The sequence below is a fragment of the Phytobacter ursingii genome, assembly GCF_001022135.1.
GTDB lineage: Bacteria > Pseudomonadota > Gammaproteobacteria > Enterobacterales > Enterobacteriaceae > Phytobacter > Phytobacter ursingii.
Window position 1 is genome coordinate 4,054,223 of the sequence record NZ_CP011602.1, and the last position, 15,365, is coordinate 4,069,587.

Sequence of the window (15,365 nt, forward strand, 5' to 3'; positions counted from 1 at the left end):
CCTACGAAGGTAGGCAATTATGTGTTACGCCCACGGAAAAGTCGGCTTCTTATAAAAGTCGCAGTCAGAGCCATCACCGCTCAACAACATTCATTTCACAATCGGTAATATACAAATGCGCTAACTATCAAAGAAATACCCTTTGATAGGTATATATATTGATATTAATTATCGATCAATAAATGATTGATTAATAACTTTTAACGATCAATATTAGATATATCTAGGCATTAACAAGGAAAGGATATGGACCGGGTTAGCGTAATACCCATTCACAGCCTGAATGGCACAATTGTTGGATTTTCAATGGACTGTAGCGATCACCCCCCGCACAGCCATCACCTGAAGTATTGTTCTGACTTCTCAGTAGAAAATGGGCTTTTGTTTTATGTTAACAACCTCAGGAATCTTACAGATACTACCGCTCAGTTTCCACACCTGACATTAATGAAGCAGGAAGATCCGGCATTATTTGGGCTATGGCGGGAAAATGTCCGTCAGGCCGTCGTGATTAATCGAGAGTTCTACCATAAGCAAGTACAAAAACCCACTTTCCCTGAATTGATTAAGAACATTCGGAAATCTTATTCGGATCGCGTCATTATCGATGGCGTACAAAGTACGTGGGAATTTTCGGTGCTTCAGGATTGCGGTATCTGGGCTGTTCAGGGCTATATGTATCGTTCTGTACCCTTAAAAAAACTACAGTGGTTGCTTTAATCGTTATGCACAAAAACGTGAGCCTAATAATGACAAGGTCACCCCCACAATAGAGAAAATGAAGGTAAGACCTTAGTGCGAGTAAAAGGAAGTAATAATGTGCCCTGAGGAATATATAAAACCCTCTTTTTACTCCTTTTACTCTTTCATTAACCTTTGTGTCTTCACGCTGGGCGAAGCGCTTAGCTGAAAACAGCCTTAACATTGCGCCACTTGCGCACCAAACGCGCACGTAATTGAGAAAGATTCCTGTCTACCTGTAACAAACTGCTTACACTGCTGGCAGGCTGTAACACGCTTACGCTATACTAGCCGTCGAAATTGTGGGTCCACCGCTTCGGACCCGCTTTCAATGTGTTTACCACAAGGATTTTTCAACTTCCCTCCGAGGATCCCGCTTGTAGCTGGATAAATTATGTTAAACAGTATCTTAGTCATACTTTGTCTGATAGGTGTGAGTGCGTTTTTCTCGCTTTCCGAGATCTCGCTGGCCGCCTCCAGAAAAATCAAACTTAAGCTGCTTGCCGATGAAGGCAACATCAATGCGCAACGCATCCTGAAAATGCAGGAAAACCCAGGCACCTTTTTTACCGTGGTACAAATCGGCCTGAATGCTGTTGCGATTCTGGGCGGTATTGTCGGCGACGCTGCCTTCTCCCCTGCGTTTTACAGCATGCTTATCAATCTGGTTGAGCCGGAACTCGCAGATCGACTGAGCTTTATTATTTCGTTTTCGCTGGTAACCGGGATGTTTATCCTGTTTGCCGACCTCACACCGAAACGCATCGGTATGATTGCGCCAGAAGCCGTGGCTTTGCGTATCATCAACCCGATGCGCTTCTGTCTGTTTATCTTCCGCCCGCTGGTCTGGTTCTTTAATGGCATGGCCAACGTTATCTTTCGCCTGTTTAAATTGCCAATGGTGCGTAAAGACGACATCACGTCGGATGATATCTATGCGGTGGTAGAAGCCGGGGCCCTGGCCGGGGTGTTGCGTAAGCAAGAACATGAGCTGATCGAGAATGTGTTTGAGCTGGAATCACGCACGGTGCCATCGTCAATGACATCGCGCGAAAACGTAGTGTGGTTCGACCTGCATGAAGATGAGCAAAGCTTAAAACAAAAAGTCGCCGAAAACCCGCACTCCAAGTTTCTCGTCTGTAATCAAGACATTGACCATATCGTGGGTTATGTCGACTCAAAAGACCTGCTTATTCGCGTACTGGCCAACCAAAGCCTGGTACTGAGCAGCGGCGTGCAAATTCGCAATACGCTCATTGTGCCGGATACCCTGACGCTCTCCGAAGCGCTGGAAAGCTTTAAAACAGCAGGTGAAGACTTTGCGGTCATCATGAACGAGTATGCGCTGGTCGTGGGGATTATCACCCTCAATGACGTCATGACCACCCTGATGGGTGACCTGGTCGGTCAGGGGCTGGAAGAACAAATCGTCGCGCGTGATGAAAACTCCTGGCTGATTGACGGCGGCACGCCGATTGATGACGTGATGCGAGTACTGGATATCGATGAGTTCCCTCAGTCCGGCAATTACGAGACCATTGGCGGCTTTATGATGTTCATGCTGCGCAAGATCCCGAAACGCACCGACTCGGTGAAGTTCTCCGGCTATAAGTTCGAGGTCGTGGACATCGATAACTACCGTATCGACCAGTTGCTGGTTACACGGATTGATAACAAGGCAACGGTGTTAACGCCAAAGCTGCCGGATGCGGAAGGGAAAAGCGAATAATCGCGACGGCCAATGTCCTGCATAGAAGGTGGCATCATTGCCGCCTTTTTTATTGCCTGCCTTTCATTGTCTGGAAAACATCAACGGCTCCCTGACGGAGCCGTTTTTGTTGTACTGCGATTACTGCATAGCGTAGTGGGTTGGTTAAGCCATCTCAGTTTGTAGACGCATAACCTGACGGTTGACTTCGGACATAACACTAAGGTGCTGTTTGTCCTTCACTTTCGGGATAAGGATCTTACCTTTATCAAACTCGAAAGCGCCAACGTCCTTGATGTACAACCGTCCACGGAACAGGATTTTCACGTACTTAGCCACCTGAAGTGGGTTGTAACGTTGGAAAATTTTCATTTTTGTATCTCCTGCTAAGTAATACGCCCTTGCGGTGCCACGCTTGGCCCGACAGTGATGAGCGCAAATTTTAGTGCTCAATGAGCATAGTTCAGAAACAACATGAGACCTAGTATGTATAAGTTTATTTACCTTTTGATTACAGTTATTCAGAATTTTCTTTTCAGTGCTTACGAACAGGCAGTATAAGTCGTCGTTTTTTCGCAGTTATGTGCGTTGCCCCGCAAACTGGCATCCGGTTTGCGGGAAAAGCACATTGATCGCACTTATGATTAAAAGGTGTAGTTAAGTGGTCGGATCACCTGCAAACAATAAAAGGAAACACCATGACCTTACGTAACATCCTGGCAGCAACCTGCCTGCTACTGCCGCTTCTGGCGCAAGCCCACAATTTTGAGACCAGCCAGCGAGTACCGCCTGTGGGCGTCGCCGACAGAGGGGAATTGATTCTCAATAATGATAAGTTTAGCTACAAAAACTGGAACAGCGCGCAGCTTCCTGGCAAAGTGCGAGTGGTGCAACATATTGCCGGTCGGACCTCTGCAAAAGAGAAAAATGCAGCGCTGATTGAAGCGATCAAGGCCGCAAATTTACCTCACGACCGTTACCAGACGACAACCATCATCAATACGGATGATGCTATCCCCGGCTCGGCAATGTTTGTGCGCAGCAGTATTGAGAGCAACAAAAAGCTCTATCCCTGGTCACAATTTATTGTCGACAGTGATGGCGTAGCGCGTAAGGCCTGGCAACTGGATGAAGGCAGTTCAGCCATCGTTGTGCTGGATAAAGACGGGCGGGTGCAATATGCCAAAGATGGCGGGCTGACACAGGCGGAAGTGCAGCAGGTCATCGCCCTGCTGCATAAGTTACTCGACAATCAGTAAATCGACACCCGAAAGCCGGGGTTAAGGAAAGATTCACGCGGCGTATAATCGAGGGTTTTGCCCTGCCAGTCGTGAACATGCGCCCCGGCTGCAACGGCTACCGCATGACCCGCGGCCGTATCCCAGACGCTGGTCGGCCCAAAACGCGGATAAAGCTGAGCGTGCCCCTCTGCCACCAGGCAGAATTTCAGCGATGAGCCGATAGCCGTCGTCTGATGCTCGCCCAGGTGGAGGAGATACTCTTTGAGTTCATCATCCGCGTGGGAACGACTTACCACCACCAGCGGCGGACGCGCGTCGCGTACTTTAATTTGCGTCCGCGTACCGTTTTCCTCTTTCCACGCTTTGCCTTCCGCCGCGCAATACATCACTTTCAGCACCGGAGCATACACGACGCCAAGTACCGGTTTCCCGTGTTCAATCAGGGCAATATTTACCGTGAACTCACCGTTGCGTTTAATGAACTCTTTCGTGCCGTCCAGCGGATCGACCAGCCAGTAACGCTGCCAGTGCTGACGGACGCTCCAGGAAGGCGGATCTTCTTCCGACAGAACCGGAATATCCGGGGTCAGTGCCTGTAGCCCGCCAGCAATTACCGCGTGTGCGGCAATATCGGCAGCCGTCACGGGTGAATCATCGGATTTGCTGGTCACATCCATCGGCTTATGGCCGTCGTAGACCTGCATAATGGCATCGCCCGCTTCCCGCGCGAGCTGACAAATGGCTTCTAACATCATCCACCTCTTATGTATGGCAGTGGGATCTTTACCCCAAATAATTCACGTTGCAGGAAGGCGGCAAGTGAAGGAATCCCGTGAGCTTACCTCAGTAAGTGATTCGGGTGAGTGAACGTAGCCAACGTTCATGCAACATGAAGTATGACGGGTATAACTCATTGTTTTACTTATATCGCATTACGGTCGAATCTGCCAGGTGTGATAGTTGTTGCATTTATGTGGCAAATTTCATGGCAGAATTCACAATTCTGTAAGCAACAAAATGTACATATCATTTCTTTTGTGGCTCAGATCTAAAAAGGACACCTCTGATGATTAAGTTTAGCGCAACGCTCCTTGCCACGTTGGTCGCAGCCAGCGTGCAAGCGGCAACGGTGGATCTCCGGATTATGGAAACCACTGATTTGCATAGCAACATGATGGACTTTGATTACTATAAAGATTCTGCGACAGAAAAATTCGGACTGGTACGCACTGCCAGCCTGATCAATGCCGCCAGGAGTGAAGTCAAAAATAGCGTGCTGGTGGATAACGGCGACTTAATTCAGGGTAGCCCGCTGGGCGATTATATGGCAGCCAAAGGGCTGAAAAAGGGCGACATCCACCCTGTCTATAAGGCGCTGAATACGCTGGATTATACCGTTGGCAACCTCGGTAACCACGAGTTCAACTATGGCCTCGATTATCTGCATCGGGCACTGGAAGGGGCCAAATTCCCTTACGTGAATGCCAACATTATCGATGTCAAAACCCAAAAGCCGCTGTTTACCCCGTATCTTATTAAAGAGACCGCCGTTACCGATACCGACGGCAAAACGCATACGGTGAAAATTGGCTATATCGGCTTTGTTCCGCCGCAAATTATGGTGTGGGATAAAGCGAACCTGAGCGGCAAAGTGACGGTTAACGACATCACCGAAACGGCGAAGAAATATGTTCCGGAGATGCGCGAAAAAGGGGCCGACCTGGTGGTGCTGGTTGCCCATTCCGGCCTCTCTTCTGAACCTTATCAGGCGATGGCAGAAAACTCTGTCTACTACTTAAGCGAAGTCCCCGGCGTTGACGCGATTCTGTTTGGTCACGCCCATGCGGTCTTCCCGTCAAAAGATTTCGCAACCATTAAAGGCGCGGATATCGAGAAAGGCACGTTAAACGGCGTGCCCTCAGTGATGCCAGGCATGTGGGGCGACCATCTCGGCGTGGTGGATCTGGTATTGAACAATGATGCCGGCAAGTGGCAGGTCACCTCTTCAAAGGCCGAAGCGCGCCCGATTTATGATACTGCTGGCAAAAAATCGCTGGCGGCGGAAGACAGCAAACTGGTGGAAATCCTGAAACACGATCACGATGCCACCCGTCAGTTCGTCGGCAAGCCTGTTGGGAAATCCGCCGACAATATGTACAGCTTCCTCTCCCTTGTACAGGATGACCCGACCGTACAGGTTGTTAACAACGCCCAGACGGCTTATGTGAAGCACTTTATTCAGGGCGACCCGGATCTGGCGAACCTGCCGGTATTATCTGCCGCCGCACCGTTCAAAGCCGGTGGCCGCAAAAACGATCCGGCCAGTTTTGTTGAGGTAGAAAAAGGGCAGCTCACCTTCCGTAACGCCGCTGACCTGTATCTCTACCCCAATACGCTGGTAGTCGTGAAAGCGACAGGCAAAGAGGTGAAAGAGTGGCTGGAGTGCTCCGCCGGGCAGTTTAATCAGATCGATACCACCAGCACGAAGCCCCAGTCATTAATCAACTGGGAGACCTTCCGTACCTATAACTTCGATGTCATTGACGGGGTGAAATACCAGATTGATGTGACGCAACCTGCTCGTTATGACGGTGAGTGTCAGAGCATCAATCCGCAGGCAGAGCGCATTAAAGATCTTACCTTCAACGGCAAACCGATCGACCCGGATCAGGTGTTCCTGGTGGCAACCAATAATTACCGCGCCTATGGCGGCAAATTCGCCGGTACAGGTGACAGCCATATCGCCTTTGCCTCGCCGGATGAAAACCGCGCGGTACTGGCAAAATGGATAACCGACGAATCGGCAAAAGCGGGCGAAATCCATCCGGCAGCGGATAACAACTGGCGCCTGGCGCCGATTCACAGCAATACGGCGCTGGATATCCGTTTCGAAACCTCACCTTCTGAGAAGGCGGCTGCATTTATCAAAGAGAAAGCGCAGTACCCGATGAAGAAGGTCGGTACGGACGAGATTGGCTTTGCGCTCTATCAGGTGGATTTGAGTAAGTAAGCCGTTTTACCCCGCAACTTTAGCCCGGATAAGGCGCCTGCGCCGCATCCGGAAACATCCCCGGTGGCGCTGCGCTAACCGGGGCTACAGGCCTTTGTGCAGGCACGGCGTAGCCTGGATAAGGCGTTCACGCCGCCATCCGGGTTCACTCAGGCGGCGCGGTCATCTCGCGTCGCCAGCACCTGCGGCAAATTCAGTTCAATCCAGTCGGCCAGAGCGGCGACTTTCTCGCTAATCTGCTCACCCAGCGGCGTCAGACTATACTCCACATGCGGCGGCACTACCGGATACGAAATACGGTTAATAAAACCGTCCTGTTCCAGCGCCTGGAGAGATTGCGCCAGCATCTTTTCGCTGACACCGCCCATCTTGCGGCGCAAATCGCTGAAACGGTGGGTACCGTGGCGTAGCGCCACCAGAATCAGTACGCCCCAGCGGCTGGTTACGTGTTTAAGCACCTCACGCGAGGGGCACTCTTCTGCAAACAGATTACCATCGCGCATCCGCTCGCTCAGAGTGGGATTTGTGTTTTCCATACTTACCTTTTTGTACGTACTTACTAAAAGTTAGCTATGGTGATAGTGTGCCACAACACAAGACAAACACGAAGGAGATTCATCATGATCGCAGTGACTGGCGCTACAGGCCAACTGGGCGCACTGGCTGTTGAAGCCTTACTGAAAACCGTCAACGCGAGTGAGATCGTCGCGATTGTACGTAACCCGGCAAAAGCCGACGCGCTGGCGCAGAAAGGGGTCGTCGTTCGTCAGGCCGACTACGGCGATCAGGCGGCGCTCACTGCTGCACTGACGGGCGTAGAAAAACTGCTACTGGTCTCTTCCAGCGAAGTCGGACAGCGTGCCGCCCAGCATCGTAACGTGATTAATGCAGCCAAAGCGGCGGGCGTGAAGTTTATCGCCTATACCAGCCTGCTGCATGCGGATAAATCTCCGCTGGGTCTGCATGTTGAGCATGTTGAAACCGAAAACATGCTGGCCGATTCCGGCATCCCCTACGCCCTGTTGCGCAATGGCTGGTATACCGAAAACTACCTGGCCAGTGCCCCCGCAGCTCTGGCTCATGGCGTGTTTATTGGCGCTGCGGGAGAGGGTAAAATCGCCTCGGCAACCCGCGCAGATTATGCCGCTGCTGCCGCACGTGTTATCAGCACCGACGGCCATGCCGGAAAAGTCTACGAACTGGCCGGTGACAGCGCCTGGACACTCAGTGAACTGGCGGCTGAACTGAGCAAACAGAGCGGTAAACCGGTGGTCTATCAGAACATGAGCGAAGCCGAGTTTGCTGGCGCGCTGAAAGGCGTTGGCCTGCCGGATGTGTTCGCCAACCTGCTGGCTGATTCGGATATCGGTGCCTCGAAAGGGGGTTTATTCGATGACAGCCATACCCTGAGCAAACTGATTGGTCGCCCGACCACCCCGCTCGCGGAAAGCGTCAAAGGCATCCTGTAACTGTTACAGGCTGGTTAATTTTTGTAGCACGCCGCCGGGTCATCCTTAATAATGTGAGGATGGCCCGAGCGGAGACAAAAAGTGGAAGGCGTACCGGAACAATTCTTTGACGAGCGAGACAGCGCGCGTTTTCGTCACCTGGCACACCTGCCGGGCGTCGAGCTTTACCATGCGCATATTTCCCGTTACGCCTTTGAGCCCCACACCCACGAAGCCTTCGGTATCGGTGCAATCGAAGCGGGTGCCGAACGCTTTCGTTATCGCGGCACACAGTACGTAGCGCCTGCCAATTCCGTTGTCACCATGAACCCGGACGAGCTGCATACCGGCGAGGCGGAAACCGAGTATGGCTGGCGCTATCGCATGATCTATCTCGACCCCGCGTTGCTGGAAGAGGTGACCGGTATCCGTCACTGGTGGTTTAGCGATGCCACCCGTCACGATCCCCTGCGTACGGCCCACATCTGCCGCCTGATTCACGGCCTGTGGCACACCGACGATTCGCTGGCGCAAAAAGGGATGCTACTGGACCTGATCGATACCTTTACGCCACTGGCTCGCCACGCGCCGGTCAGTCAGGAAGGGACTCATCGTTTTGCACGGGTCCGCGACTATCTGCATGATAATTTCATGCACCCCCTGACGCTGGATGAGCTGGCACAGGTGGTCTCGTTAAGTCCGTACCATTTTCAGCGTCAGTTCAAAGCCCATTTTCACGTAACACCCCATCAAATGCTGATGGCGATCCGTCTGTGGCGGGCGAAAGATTTCCTGACCCACGGGATGCCCGCCGCCGAAGTCGCCGCCGCCACCGGGCTGACTGACCAGTCACACCTTACCCGCGCCTTTACGCGTCGTTACGGCATTACCCCCGTGCGCTACCAGAAGCAGGTCGCCCGGCGCTAATGCGCAATCTCATACAATATTCCGTTGTCCTCCCCTCCTACACTGTGACGGCAAACAGAAACGTCAGGTGGAAGTATGATTAGTGGTGTGTTGTATGCCCTGCTCGCGGGTATGTTGTGGGGACTTATTTTTGTCGGGCCGTTAATTGTGCCGGATTACCCGGCAGCCTTGCAGTCAACCGGCCGTTATCTGGCGTTAGGGATCATTGCCCTGCCGCTGGCCTGGCTGGGTCGTCAGCGTCTACGGCAGTTAACGCAGAAAGACTGGCTCACAGCGCTGGCGCTGACCATGATGGGCAATCTGATCTATTACGTCTGTCTTGCCAGCGCGATTCAGCGCACCGGAGCACCGGTTTCGACGATGATCATTGCTACCCTGCCCGTGGTTATCCCGATATGCGCGAACCTGCTCTATAGCCAGCGTGACGGCAAACGCGCCTGGAACAGCCTCGGCCCGGCGCTACTCTGTATTGCGGCAGGACTGGCCTGCGTCAATATTGCCGAGCTGCACGGCGGCCTGCCGGATTTCTCCTGGTGGCGCTATGGCTCCGGCATTGCCCTTGCGCTGGTTTCCGTCGCCTGCTGGGCGTGGTATGCGCTGCGTAACGCCCGCTGGCTGCGGGAAAACCCGGACAAGAACCCGATGATGTGGGCAACCGCGCAGGCGCTGGTGACGCTCCCGGTCTCTTTGCTCGGCTATGCGGCTGCCTGTCTCTGGCTGCACGTGCAACAACCTGGTTTTGCACAACCTTTTGGTCCGCGCCCGGCAGTGTTTATCGGTTTGATGTTCACCATTGCGATACTCTGCTCCTGGGTTGGCGCTATGTGCTGGAATGTTGCCAGTCAGCGTTTACCGACGGTGATTGTCGGGCCGCTGATTGTTTTTGAAACCCTGGCGGGCCTGCTTTATACCTTCATGCTACGCCAGCAAACGCCGCCATGGCTCACCCTTTGTGGTATCACCCTGTTGGTCTGTGGCGTGGTCATGGCCGTACGCGCGAAGCCAGAAAAGCCTCTGGTTCAGCCAGTTTCAGACCACCGTTAATCGTGGTCTTGTTTACCTTGCCCCGAAAGGGGTATATCATCGAATTAAAGATGCATTTAAAATGCATGTTATAATTTCTGATGAGGTAAATGCTATGGCCTTCCGTGACCAACCCCTGGGTGAACTGGCGCTATCCATTCCACGTGCGTCAGCGCTGTTTCGTAAATACGATATGGATTACTGCTGCGGCGGTAAGCAGACGCTGGAGCGCGCCGCATCCCGCAAAGAACTGGATGTGGGTATCATCGAAACCGAGCTGGCGAAACTGGCCGATCAGCCCATCGAGAAAGACTGGCGCGTCACTGCGCTTAGCGAAATCATCGATCACATCATCGTGCGTTATCACGACCGTCACCGTGAACAACTTCCGGAGCTTATTCTGCAGGCGACCAAAGTGGAGCGTGTTCATGCTGACAAACCCAACGTGCCAAAAGGCTTAACCAAATACCTGACCATGCTGCACGACGAGCTTTCCAGCCATATGATGAAAGAAGAGCGCATCCTGTTTCCGATGATTAAAGAGGGAATGGGCAGCCAGGCGATGGGCCCCATTAGCGTGATGGAAAGCGAACATGATGATGCAGGCGAGCTGCTGGAGGTGATCAAACACATTACCAATGGTGTGACACCGCCGCCGGAAGCCTGCACCACCTGGAAAGCGATGTATAACGGTATTAACGAACTGATTGATGACCTGATGGAACACATCAGTCTGGAAAACAACGTTCTGTTTCCGCGTGCCCTCGCAGGGAATTAATGTAAGGCGCCCGAGAGCGCCCTGTTCCATGGAAGTCACTTTAGAGCCGCCTGCGCGGCTCTTTTTTATATCTGCGCTTCATCTTTCCCGGATGCGGCGCCTTTTCCGGCGACCTGTCCTAGCCCCGGTACGCGTCAGCGCCACCGGGGATGCAGGAACTACGAATGCTTAACGCATACCTGCCAGACGTTTTTTACCCACAATCAGCCAGCCCGCACCCAGCACGATAAACCAGATTGGGGTGACAATCAGCGCCTGACGGGTGTCCTCTTCCAGCGTCAACAACACCAGTACGAACACAAAGAACGCCATGCATACCCAGCACATCACTTTGCCAAGCGGCATTTTGTAGATGGACGCTTCATGCAACTGCGGACGCTGTTTGCGATAGACGAGGTAAGAGCAGAGGATAATCGTCCAGACGAACATAAACAGGATGGCCGAGACGGTGGTAATCATAGTGAACGCCGCAATCGCGCTTGGGTTCACGTACAGCATCACCACACCACCCAGCAAGCAGATGCAGGAGAAGGTCAGCCCTTTCGCCGGTACAGCACGTTTAGAGAGCTTACCGAACGCTTTCGGCGCAACGCCATCTTGCGCCAGACCGAACAGCATACGGCTGGTCGAGAACACGCCGCTGTTGGCGGAAGACGCGGCAGATGTCAGTACCACGAAGTTAATGATGCTCGCTGCGGCAGGAAGGCCCACCAGAACAAATAGCTCAACAAACGGGCTCTTATCCGGCACCACGGAACTCCATGGGGTAACGGACATGATCACAATCAGCGCAAACACATAGAACATAATGATGCGGATTGGGATGGAGTTGATGGCGCGCGGCAGCGATTTTTCCGGGTCTTTAGTTTCCGCCGCGGTAGTTCCGACCAGCTCAATCCCCACAAAGGCAAAAACGGCAATCTGGAAACCGGCAAAGAAACCGCTGATGCCTTTCGGGAACCAGCCACCGTCGTTCCACAGATGCGCAATGGAGGCTTCAACCCCGGTCGGCGATTTGAAGCTTGTCAGCACCATCACCAGACCCACAACAATCAGCGCCACAATGGCGACGATTTTGATCATCGCAAACCAGAACTCCATCTCACCGAACATTTTTACGGTGGCGAGGTTGAGACTCAGCAGAACGACGACAATGGTCAGCGCCACCACCCAGTCGGATAGTCCGGGGAACCAGAACTGCGCGTAAGCGGTGATCGCCACCACATCGGCCATCCCGGTGACGACCCAACAGAACCAGTATGTCCAGCCGGTAAAATACCCTGCCCACGGTCCGAGCAGGTCGGCGGCGAAGTCGCTAAAAGATTTGTATTCAAGGTTCGACAGCAGCAACTCACCCATCGCACGCATGACGAAAAACAGCATGAAACCGATGATCATATAGACAAAAATGATCGACGGTCCTGCAAGGCTGATGGTTTTCCCGGAGCCCATAAACAGCCCGGTACCGATGGCGCCACCGATAGCAATAAGCTGAATATGACGGTTTGTGAGATTTCGCCGCAGCGATTGTTCAGTCGATGCCTCTTCGTTGGCCGCGACTTTTACCTGATCTACCATGTTTATATCCTGTCTGTGTTGTTGAGGCTCTTCTGGCCTTTAAATGCATACTTCGCCCTTTCGCGGACGCAACGATATTAGGTAAGAATTGGTAGGATGAATACTCTGAATTAAAAGAGATGTTAAATATTTGTTTAAAGTGAGCAGCATATCACTCAAATTAGGGGATGGAGTTCACAAAAATACACCGCAATTCGCGCATGGCAAGATAAAGTATCGAAACTAATTCATTTAATGAATAATTAACGCATATCGACGTCCTCTCCCCCTTAAGAGGAGAGGAAAACATCGGGAAGATTACAGGATTTCCAGTAATTCCACTTCAAATACCAGGGTGCTGAATGGCGGGATGGATGCGCCAGCGCCACGCTCGCCGTAGGCCAGTTCGTGCGGAATCGTCAGTTCCCATTTGGAGCCAACCGGCATCAGAGTCAGCGCTTCGATCCAGCCGCCAATAACGCCGTTTACCGGGAATTCAGCCGGTTCGCCACGGGCGACGGAACTGTCGAACACGGTACCGTCAATAAGTTTACCGGTGTAGTGAACGCGGACACGGTCAGTGCGCGCCGGGATAGCGCCTTCGCCCTGGGTAATAACGCGGAACTGGAGACCAGATTCGGTGCTGTTCACACCCTCTTTCTCGCGGTTTTCATCCAGATATTTCACGCCTTCTGCCGCCATCTCTTCAAAGCGCGCACGACGTACTGCATCAGCACGTTCGTGGATTTCACGCAGCGCACGATGAACAACATCCACCGGCACTGCCGGTTGTTTACCTGCCAGCGCGTCAGCAATACCTGCGACCAGCGCTTCCGGCAACAGCCCCTGTAAGCCGGAGTCGCTAAGCTGCTGTCCTACCTGCAAACCAATGCCATAGCTGGCCTGCGCTTCGATCGTGTCAAACGTTGGGGTTGTCATGGGTTTTCCTTTCATCACTTTTTAAGGTAGCGCGCAGCATAGCAGCCACGCTGCAGCGGGTAAAACTTTGTCGTAGTAAAGATGACAAATCGCAGAGAAACAGAAACAATACTCCCGGTAAGATAATTCTCATTATGATGTCACGAGACAATGCATTACACAGCCAATCAGGTAGTTAGCCATCTATACTCAACGAGACAGGATAAATGATGACGCGGAGCAGGAGGAAAGCCATGCCCGGGCGATTTGAACTGAAACCTACCCTGGCGAAAATCTGGCACGCCCCGGATCATTTTCGCATTCTGGATCCGCTTCCGCCGATGCACCGTCGAGGGCTGATCCTCGCGTTTTTGTTGGTGGTTATTGGTTTCCTGCTGCCCACCCCGAAAGAGACGGTGACGCCACCCACCTCTGTCGGACGAGAAGCACAATTGAATATTCAGTCGCAATCACAGCCGCAGACACAATCGCAGCCTTCTCAACCGCTTGTAACCTCTCCTCCGGTACAAAACCAGCAACCCGCTCCTGTCCTTAACGAGGAGCCGCAGGCCGTGCAGGAGCCGATACAACAGGAACGTCCGGTCGCCGAACACTCTGCCCCTTCAGCCTCTTCCGCTGGCGGTATTGAGCAGCAGTGGCGCACCTACCGTGTCGAACAGGGCAAAACGCTGGCTCAGGTCTTCCGCGACCACAATTTACCGCCAACCGATGTCTATGCCATGGCAAAAGTCGAAGGCGAAGGTAAACCGCTCAGTACTCTGCAAAGCGGCCAGATGGTGAAAATTCGTCAGAACGCGAATGGGGTCGTCACCGGGTTAACCATCGAAAATGGCAGCGGCCAGTCTGTTTTGTTTGTCCGCCAGCAGGATGGCAGCTTTATTCGGGCGCGGTAAGCTCCACAGGCCGGATGAGCGTCAATGTCATCCGGCTTTTGGCGTTAATCGCTTTTCCTGGCGACCTTGTTTACCCACCAGATGCCCGAGCACACCAGCGCCAGCGCAACAGCGTATTTTAGTTCGAGAATATTCTCGCCCAGAAAAATGGCCGACAGTAACGCACCTGAGACCGGGATTAAGAAGTTAAACGGCGCAATCATCCCCACCCGATTGTACTTGAGTAGAATGCTCCACAGCGCAAACGCAACCGAGGAGAGCAGCGTCAGGTAGCCGAGAATCGCCACCGAGGAAGGGCCATGCACGGTAAGCTCGCCGCCAAAAACATACCCGCCGACCGCGAGCACTACGCCGCCAAACCCCAGTTGATAACCCGTCATCACCATCGGATCGATCGTTTGCGAAATGCGTTTGCCGTACAGTGTTGATGCAGACAGAATAAACGCCGCCAGGATCACAAAGCCGTCGCCCATCAGGCTAAAACTAAAATCCATCAGGCCACTGTTCAGATTTACCACCATCACGCCAACAAATCCCATCACGCAGCCAAGAGTTTTGTTATAGCTCAGCTTGTCATTCTGGTAGATAAAGTGGGCCAGCAGCACGCTAAAGAAGGTACCCGTCGCATTCATAATTGAACCTTTCACCCCAGTGGTGAAGGCCAGACCAATATAAAAGAAGACGTACTGGAGTGAGGTTTGCGTGGCCCCTAGCAGCGCCAGTTGACCAAACTGCCGGGAAGAGAGCCGGGCCAGCGGACGACGCTGCGCCAGCGCAATCAGTAATAACAGTAGCCCTGCGAAGAAAAAGCGATACCCCGCAAAGACGATTTTTGAGGGAATATCATCCACGGCAATCTGGAAAATCTCATACCCGCTTTTAATCGCCGGGTAGGCGCTTCCCCATAATAAACAGCAGAATGCCGCGCCCGCATACGCTGCATTTTTTCGCGCAAAAAGCGGAACCTGGTGTATCGTTTCCATACATTCACCAATTTAAAATAACGTTTTATTTTTAATTATTGCGGAATAGCCAGGAAATGGAAACAGATATGCGAAAACAGAGATCAGGTTGTGAGCTCGAAGGGATAAAAAGGAAAA

Annotated in this window: 15 protein-coding genes; 9 read left to right on the forward strand and 6 right to left on the reverse strand. The window is 52.5% G+C overall.

Annotation, left to right across the window (positions count from 1 at the left end; all coding sequences use genetic code 11):
- Positions 1 to 246 precede the first annotated feature (246 nt).
- Positions 247 to 720, forward strand: a complete 474-nt coding sequence (locus tag AB182_RS22615) for a hypothetical protein (RefSeq protein WP_047372058.1) — start codon at positions 247 to 249, stop codon at positions 718 to 720.
- Between the two features lie 415 nt (positions 721 to 1,135).
- Positions 1,136 to 2,470 carry a hemolysin family protein gene (locus AB182_RS22620; protein ID WP_047372059.1) on the forward strand — a complete coding sequence of 445 codons (1,335 nt, stop codon included), beginning with the start codon at positions 1,136 to 1,138 and terminating at the stop codon, positions 2,468 to 2,470.
- Positions 2,471 to 2,614: 144 nt separating this feature from the next.
- Here the strand turns inward: AB182_RS22620 and AB182_RS22625 are convergent, their stop codons facing one another.
- Positions 2,615 to 2,821, reverse strand: a complete 207-nt coding sequence (locus AB182_RS22625; protein WP_003856054.1) for a DUF1107 domain-containing protein — start codon at positions 2,819 to 2,821, stop codon at positions 2,615 to 2,617.
- Between the two features lie 326 nt (positions 2,822 to 3,147).
- On the opposite strand from AB182_RS22625, the gene AB182_RS22630 reads away from it, so the two are divergent.
- Positions 3,148 to 3,708: a YtfJ family protein gene (locus tag AB182_RS22630; RefSeq protein ID WP_047372060.1), complete on the forward strand. Its 561-nt coding sequence runs from the start codon at positions 3,148 to 3,150 to the stop codon at positions 3,706 to 3,708.
- Here AB182_RS22630 and cysQ read toward each other — a convergent pair.
- The gene (gene cysQ / locus AB182_RS22635) at positions 3,702 to 4,442 is read right to left on the reverse strand and encodes a 3'(2'),5'-bisphosphate nucleotidase CysQ (RefSeq protein WP_047372061.1); all 741 of its coding nucleotides are present in this window, start codon (positions 4,440 to 4,442) and stop codon (positions 3,702 to 3,704) included. The two genes, AB182_RS22630 and cysQ, sit on opposite strands and share 7 nt — an antisense overlap.
- A gap of 314 nt (positions 4,443 to 4,756) precedes the next feature.
- On the opposite strand from cysQ, the gene AB182_RS22640 reads away from it, so the two are divergent.
- The gene (locus AB182_RS22640; RefSeq protein WP_047372062.1) at positions 4,757 to 6,700 is read left to right on the forward strand and encodes a bifunctional 2',3'-cyclic-nucleotide 2'-phosphodiesterase/3'-nucleotidase; all 1,944 of its coding nucleotides are present in this window, start codon (positions 4,757 to 4,759) and stop codon (positions 6,698 to 6,700) included.
- A gap of 149 nt (positions 6,701 to 6,849) precedes the next feature.
- Here AB182_RS22640 and AB182_RS22645 read toward each other — a convergent pair whose 3' ends face one another.
- Positions 6,850 to 7,236 carry a winged helix-turn-helix transcriptional regulator gene (locus tag AB182_RS22645; protein ID WP_047372063.1) on the reverse strand — a complete coding sequence of 129 codons (387 nt, stop codon included), beginning with the start codon at positions 7,234 to 7,236 and terminating at the stop codon, positions 6,850 to 6,852.
- An 84-nt stretch (positions 7,237 to 7,320) separates the two neighbouring features.
- Between AB182_RS22645 and AB182_RS22650 the strand changes: the two genes are divergently transcribed.
- The 4 genes from AB182_RS22650 to ytfE all read left to right on the forward strand — a co-directional run bounded on the left by AB182_RS22650 (position 7,321) and on the right by ytfE (position 10,876).
- Entirely contained in the window at positions 7,321 to 8,169 is an 849-nt protein-coding gene (locus AB182_RS22650; RefSeq protein WP_047372064.1) for an SDR family oxidoreductase, read from the forward strand.
- Positions 8,170 to 8,250: 81 nt separating this feature from the next.
- Positions 8,251 to 9,075 carry an AraC family transcriptional regulator gene (locus AB182_RS22655; RefSeq protein ID WP_047372065.1) on the forward strand — a complete coding sequence of 275 codons (825 nt, stop codon included), beginning with the start codon at positions 8,251 to 8,253 and terminating at the stop codon, positions 9,073 to 9,075.
- Positions 9,076 to 9,150: 75 nt separating this feature from the next.
- Positions 9,151 to 10,119, forward strand: coding sequence for a DMT family transporter (locus tag AB182_RS22660; RefSeq protein ID WP_047372066.1), 969 nt, complete (start codon positions 9,151 to 9,153; stop codon positions 10,117 to 10,119).
- Positions 10,120 to 10,213: 94 nt separating this feature from the next.
- Complete coding sequence (ytfE, locus tag AB182_RS22665; protein ID WP_047372067.1) at positions 10,214 to 10,876, forward strand: iron-sulfur cluster repair protein YtfE; 663 nt, start codon at positions 10,214 to 10,216, stop codon at positions 10,874 to 10,876.
- Between the two features lie 168 nt (positions 10,877 to 11,044).
- On the opposite strand, the gene cycA is transcribed toward ytfE, so the two are convergent.
- Together cycA and fklB are read right to left on the reverse strand one after the other, a co-directional pair.
- Positions 11,045 to 12,454: a D-serine/D-alanine/glycine transporter gene (gene cycA / locus AB182_RS22670; protein WP_047372068.1), complete on the reverse strand. Its 1,410-nt coding sequence runs from the start codon at positions 12,452 to 12,454 to the stop codon at positions 11,045 to 11,047.
- A gap of 297 nt (positions 12,455 to 12,751) precedes the next feature.
- Positions 12,752 to 13,372, reverse strand: a complete 621-nt coding sequence (gene fklB / locus AB182_RS22675; RefSeq protein WP_039077783.1) for an FKBP-type peptidyl-prolyl cis-trans isomerase — start codon at positions 13,370 to 13,372, stop codon at positions 12,752 to 12,754.
- Between the two features lie 233 nt (positions 13,373 to 13,605).
- Here fklB and AB182_RS22680 point away from each other — a divergent pair, with 233 nt between their 5' ends.
- The gene (locus AB182_RS22680; protein WP_047372069.1) at positions 13,606 to 14,265 is read left to right on the forward strand and encodes a LysM-like peptidoglycan-binding domain-containing protein; all 660 of its coding nucleotides are present in this window, start codon (positions 13,606 to 13,608) and stop codon (positions 14,263 to 14,265) included.
- A 44-nt stretch (positions 14,266 to 14,309) separates the two neighbouring features.
- On the opposite strand, the gene AB182_RS22685 is transcribed toward AB182_RS22680, so the two are convergent.
- Positions 14,310 to 15,248 (reverse strand): DMT family transporter, encoded by a 939-nt coding sequence (locus AB182_RS22685; protein ID WP_047372070.1) that lies wholly within the window; start codon positions 15,246 to 15,248, stop codon positions 14,310 to 14,312.
- Positions 15,249 to 15,365: the final 117 nt, after the last annotated feature.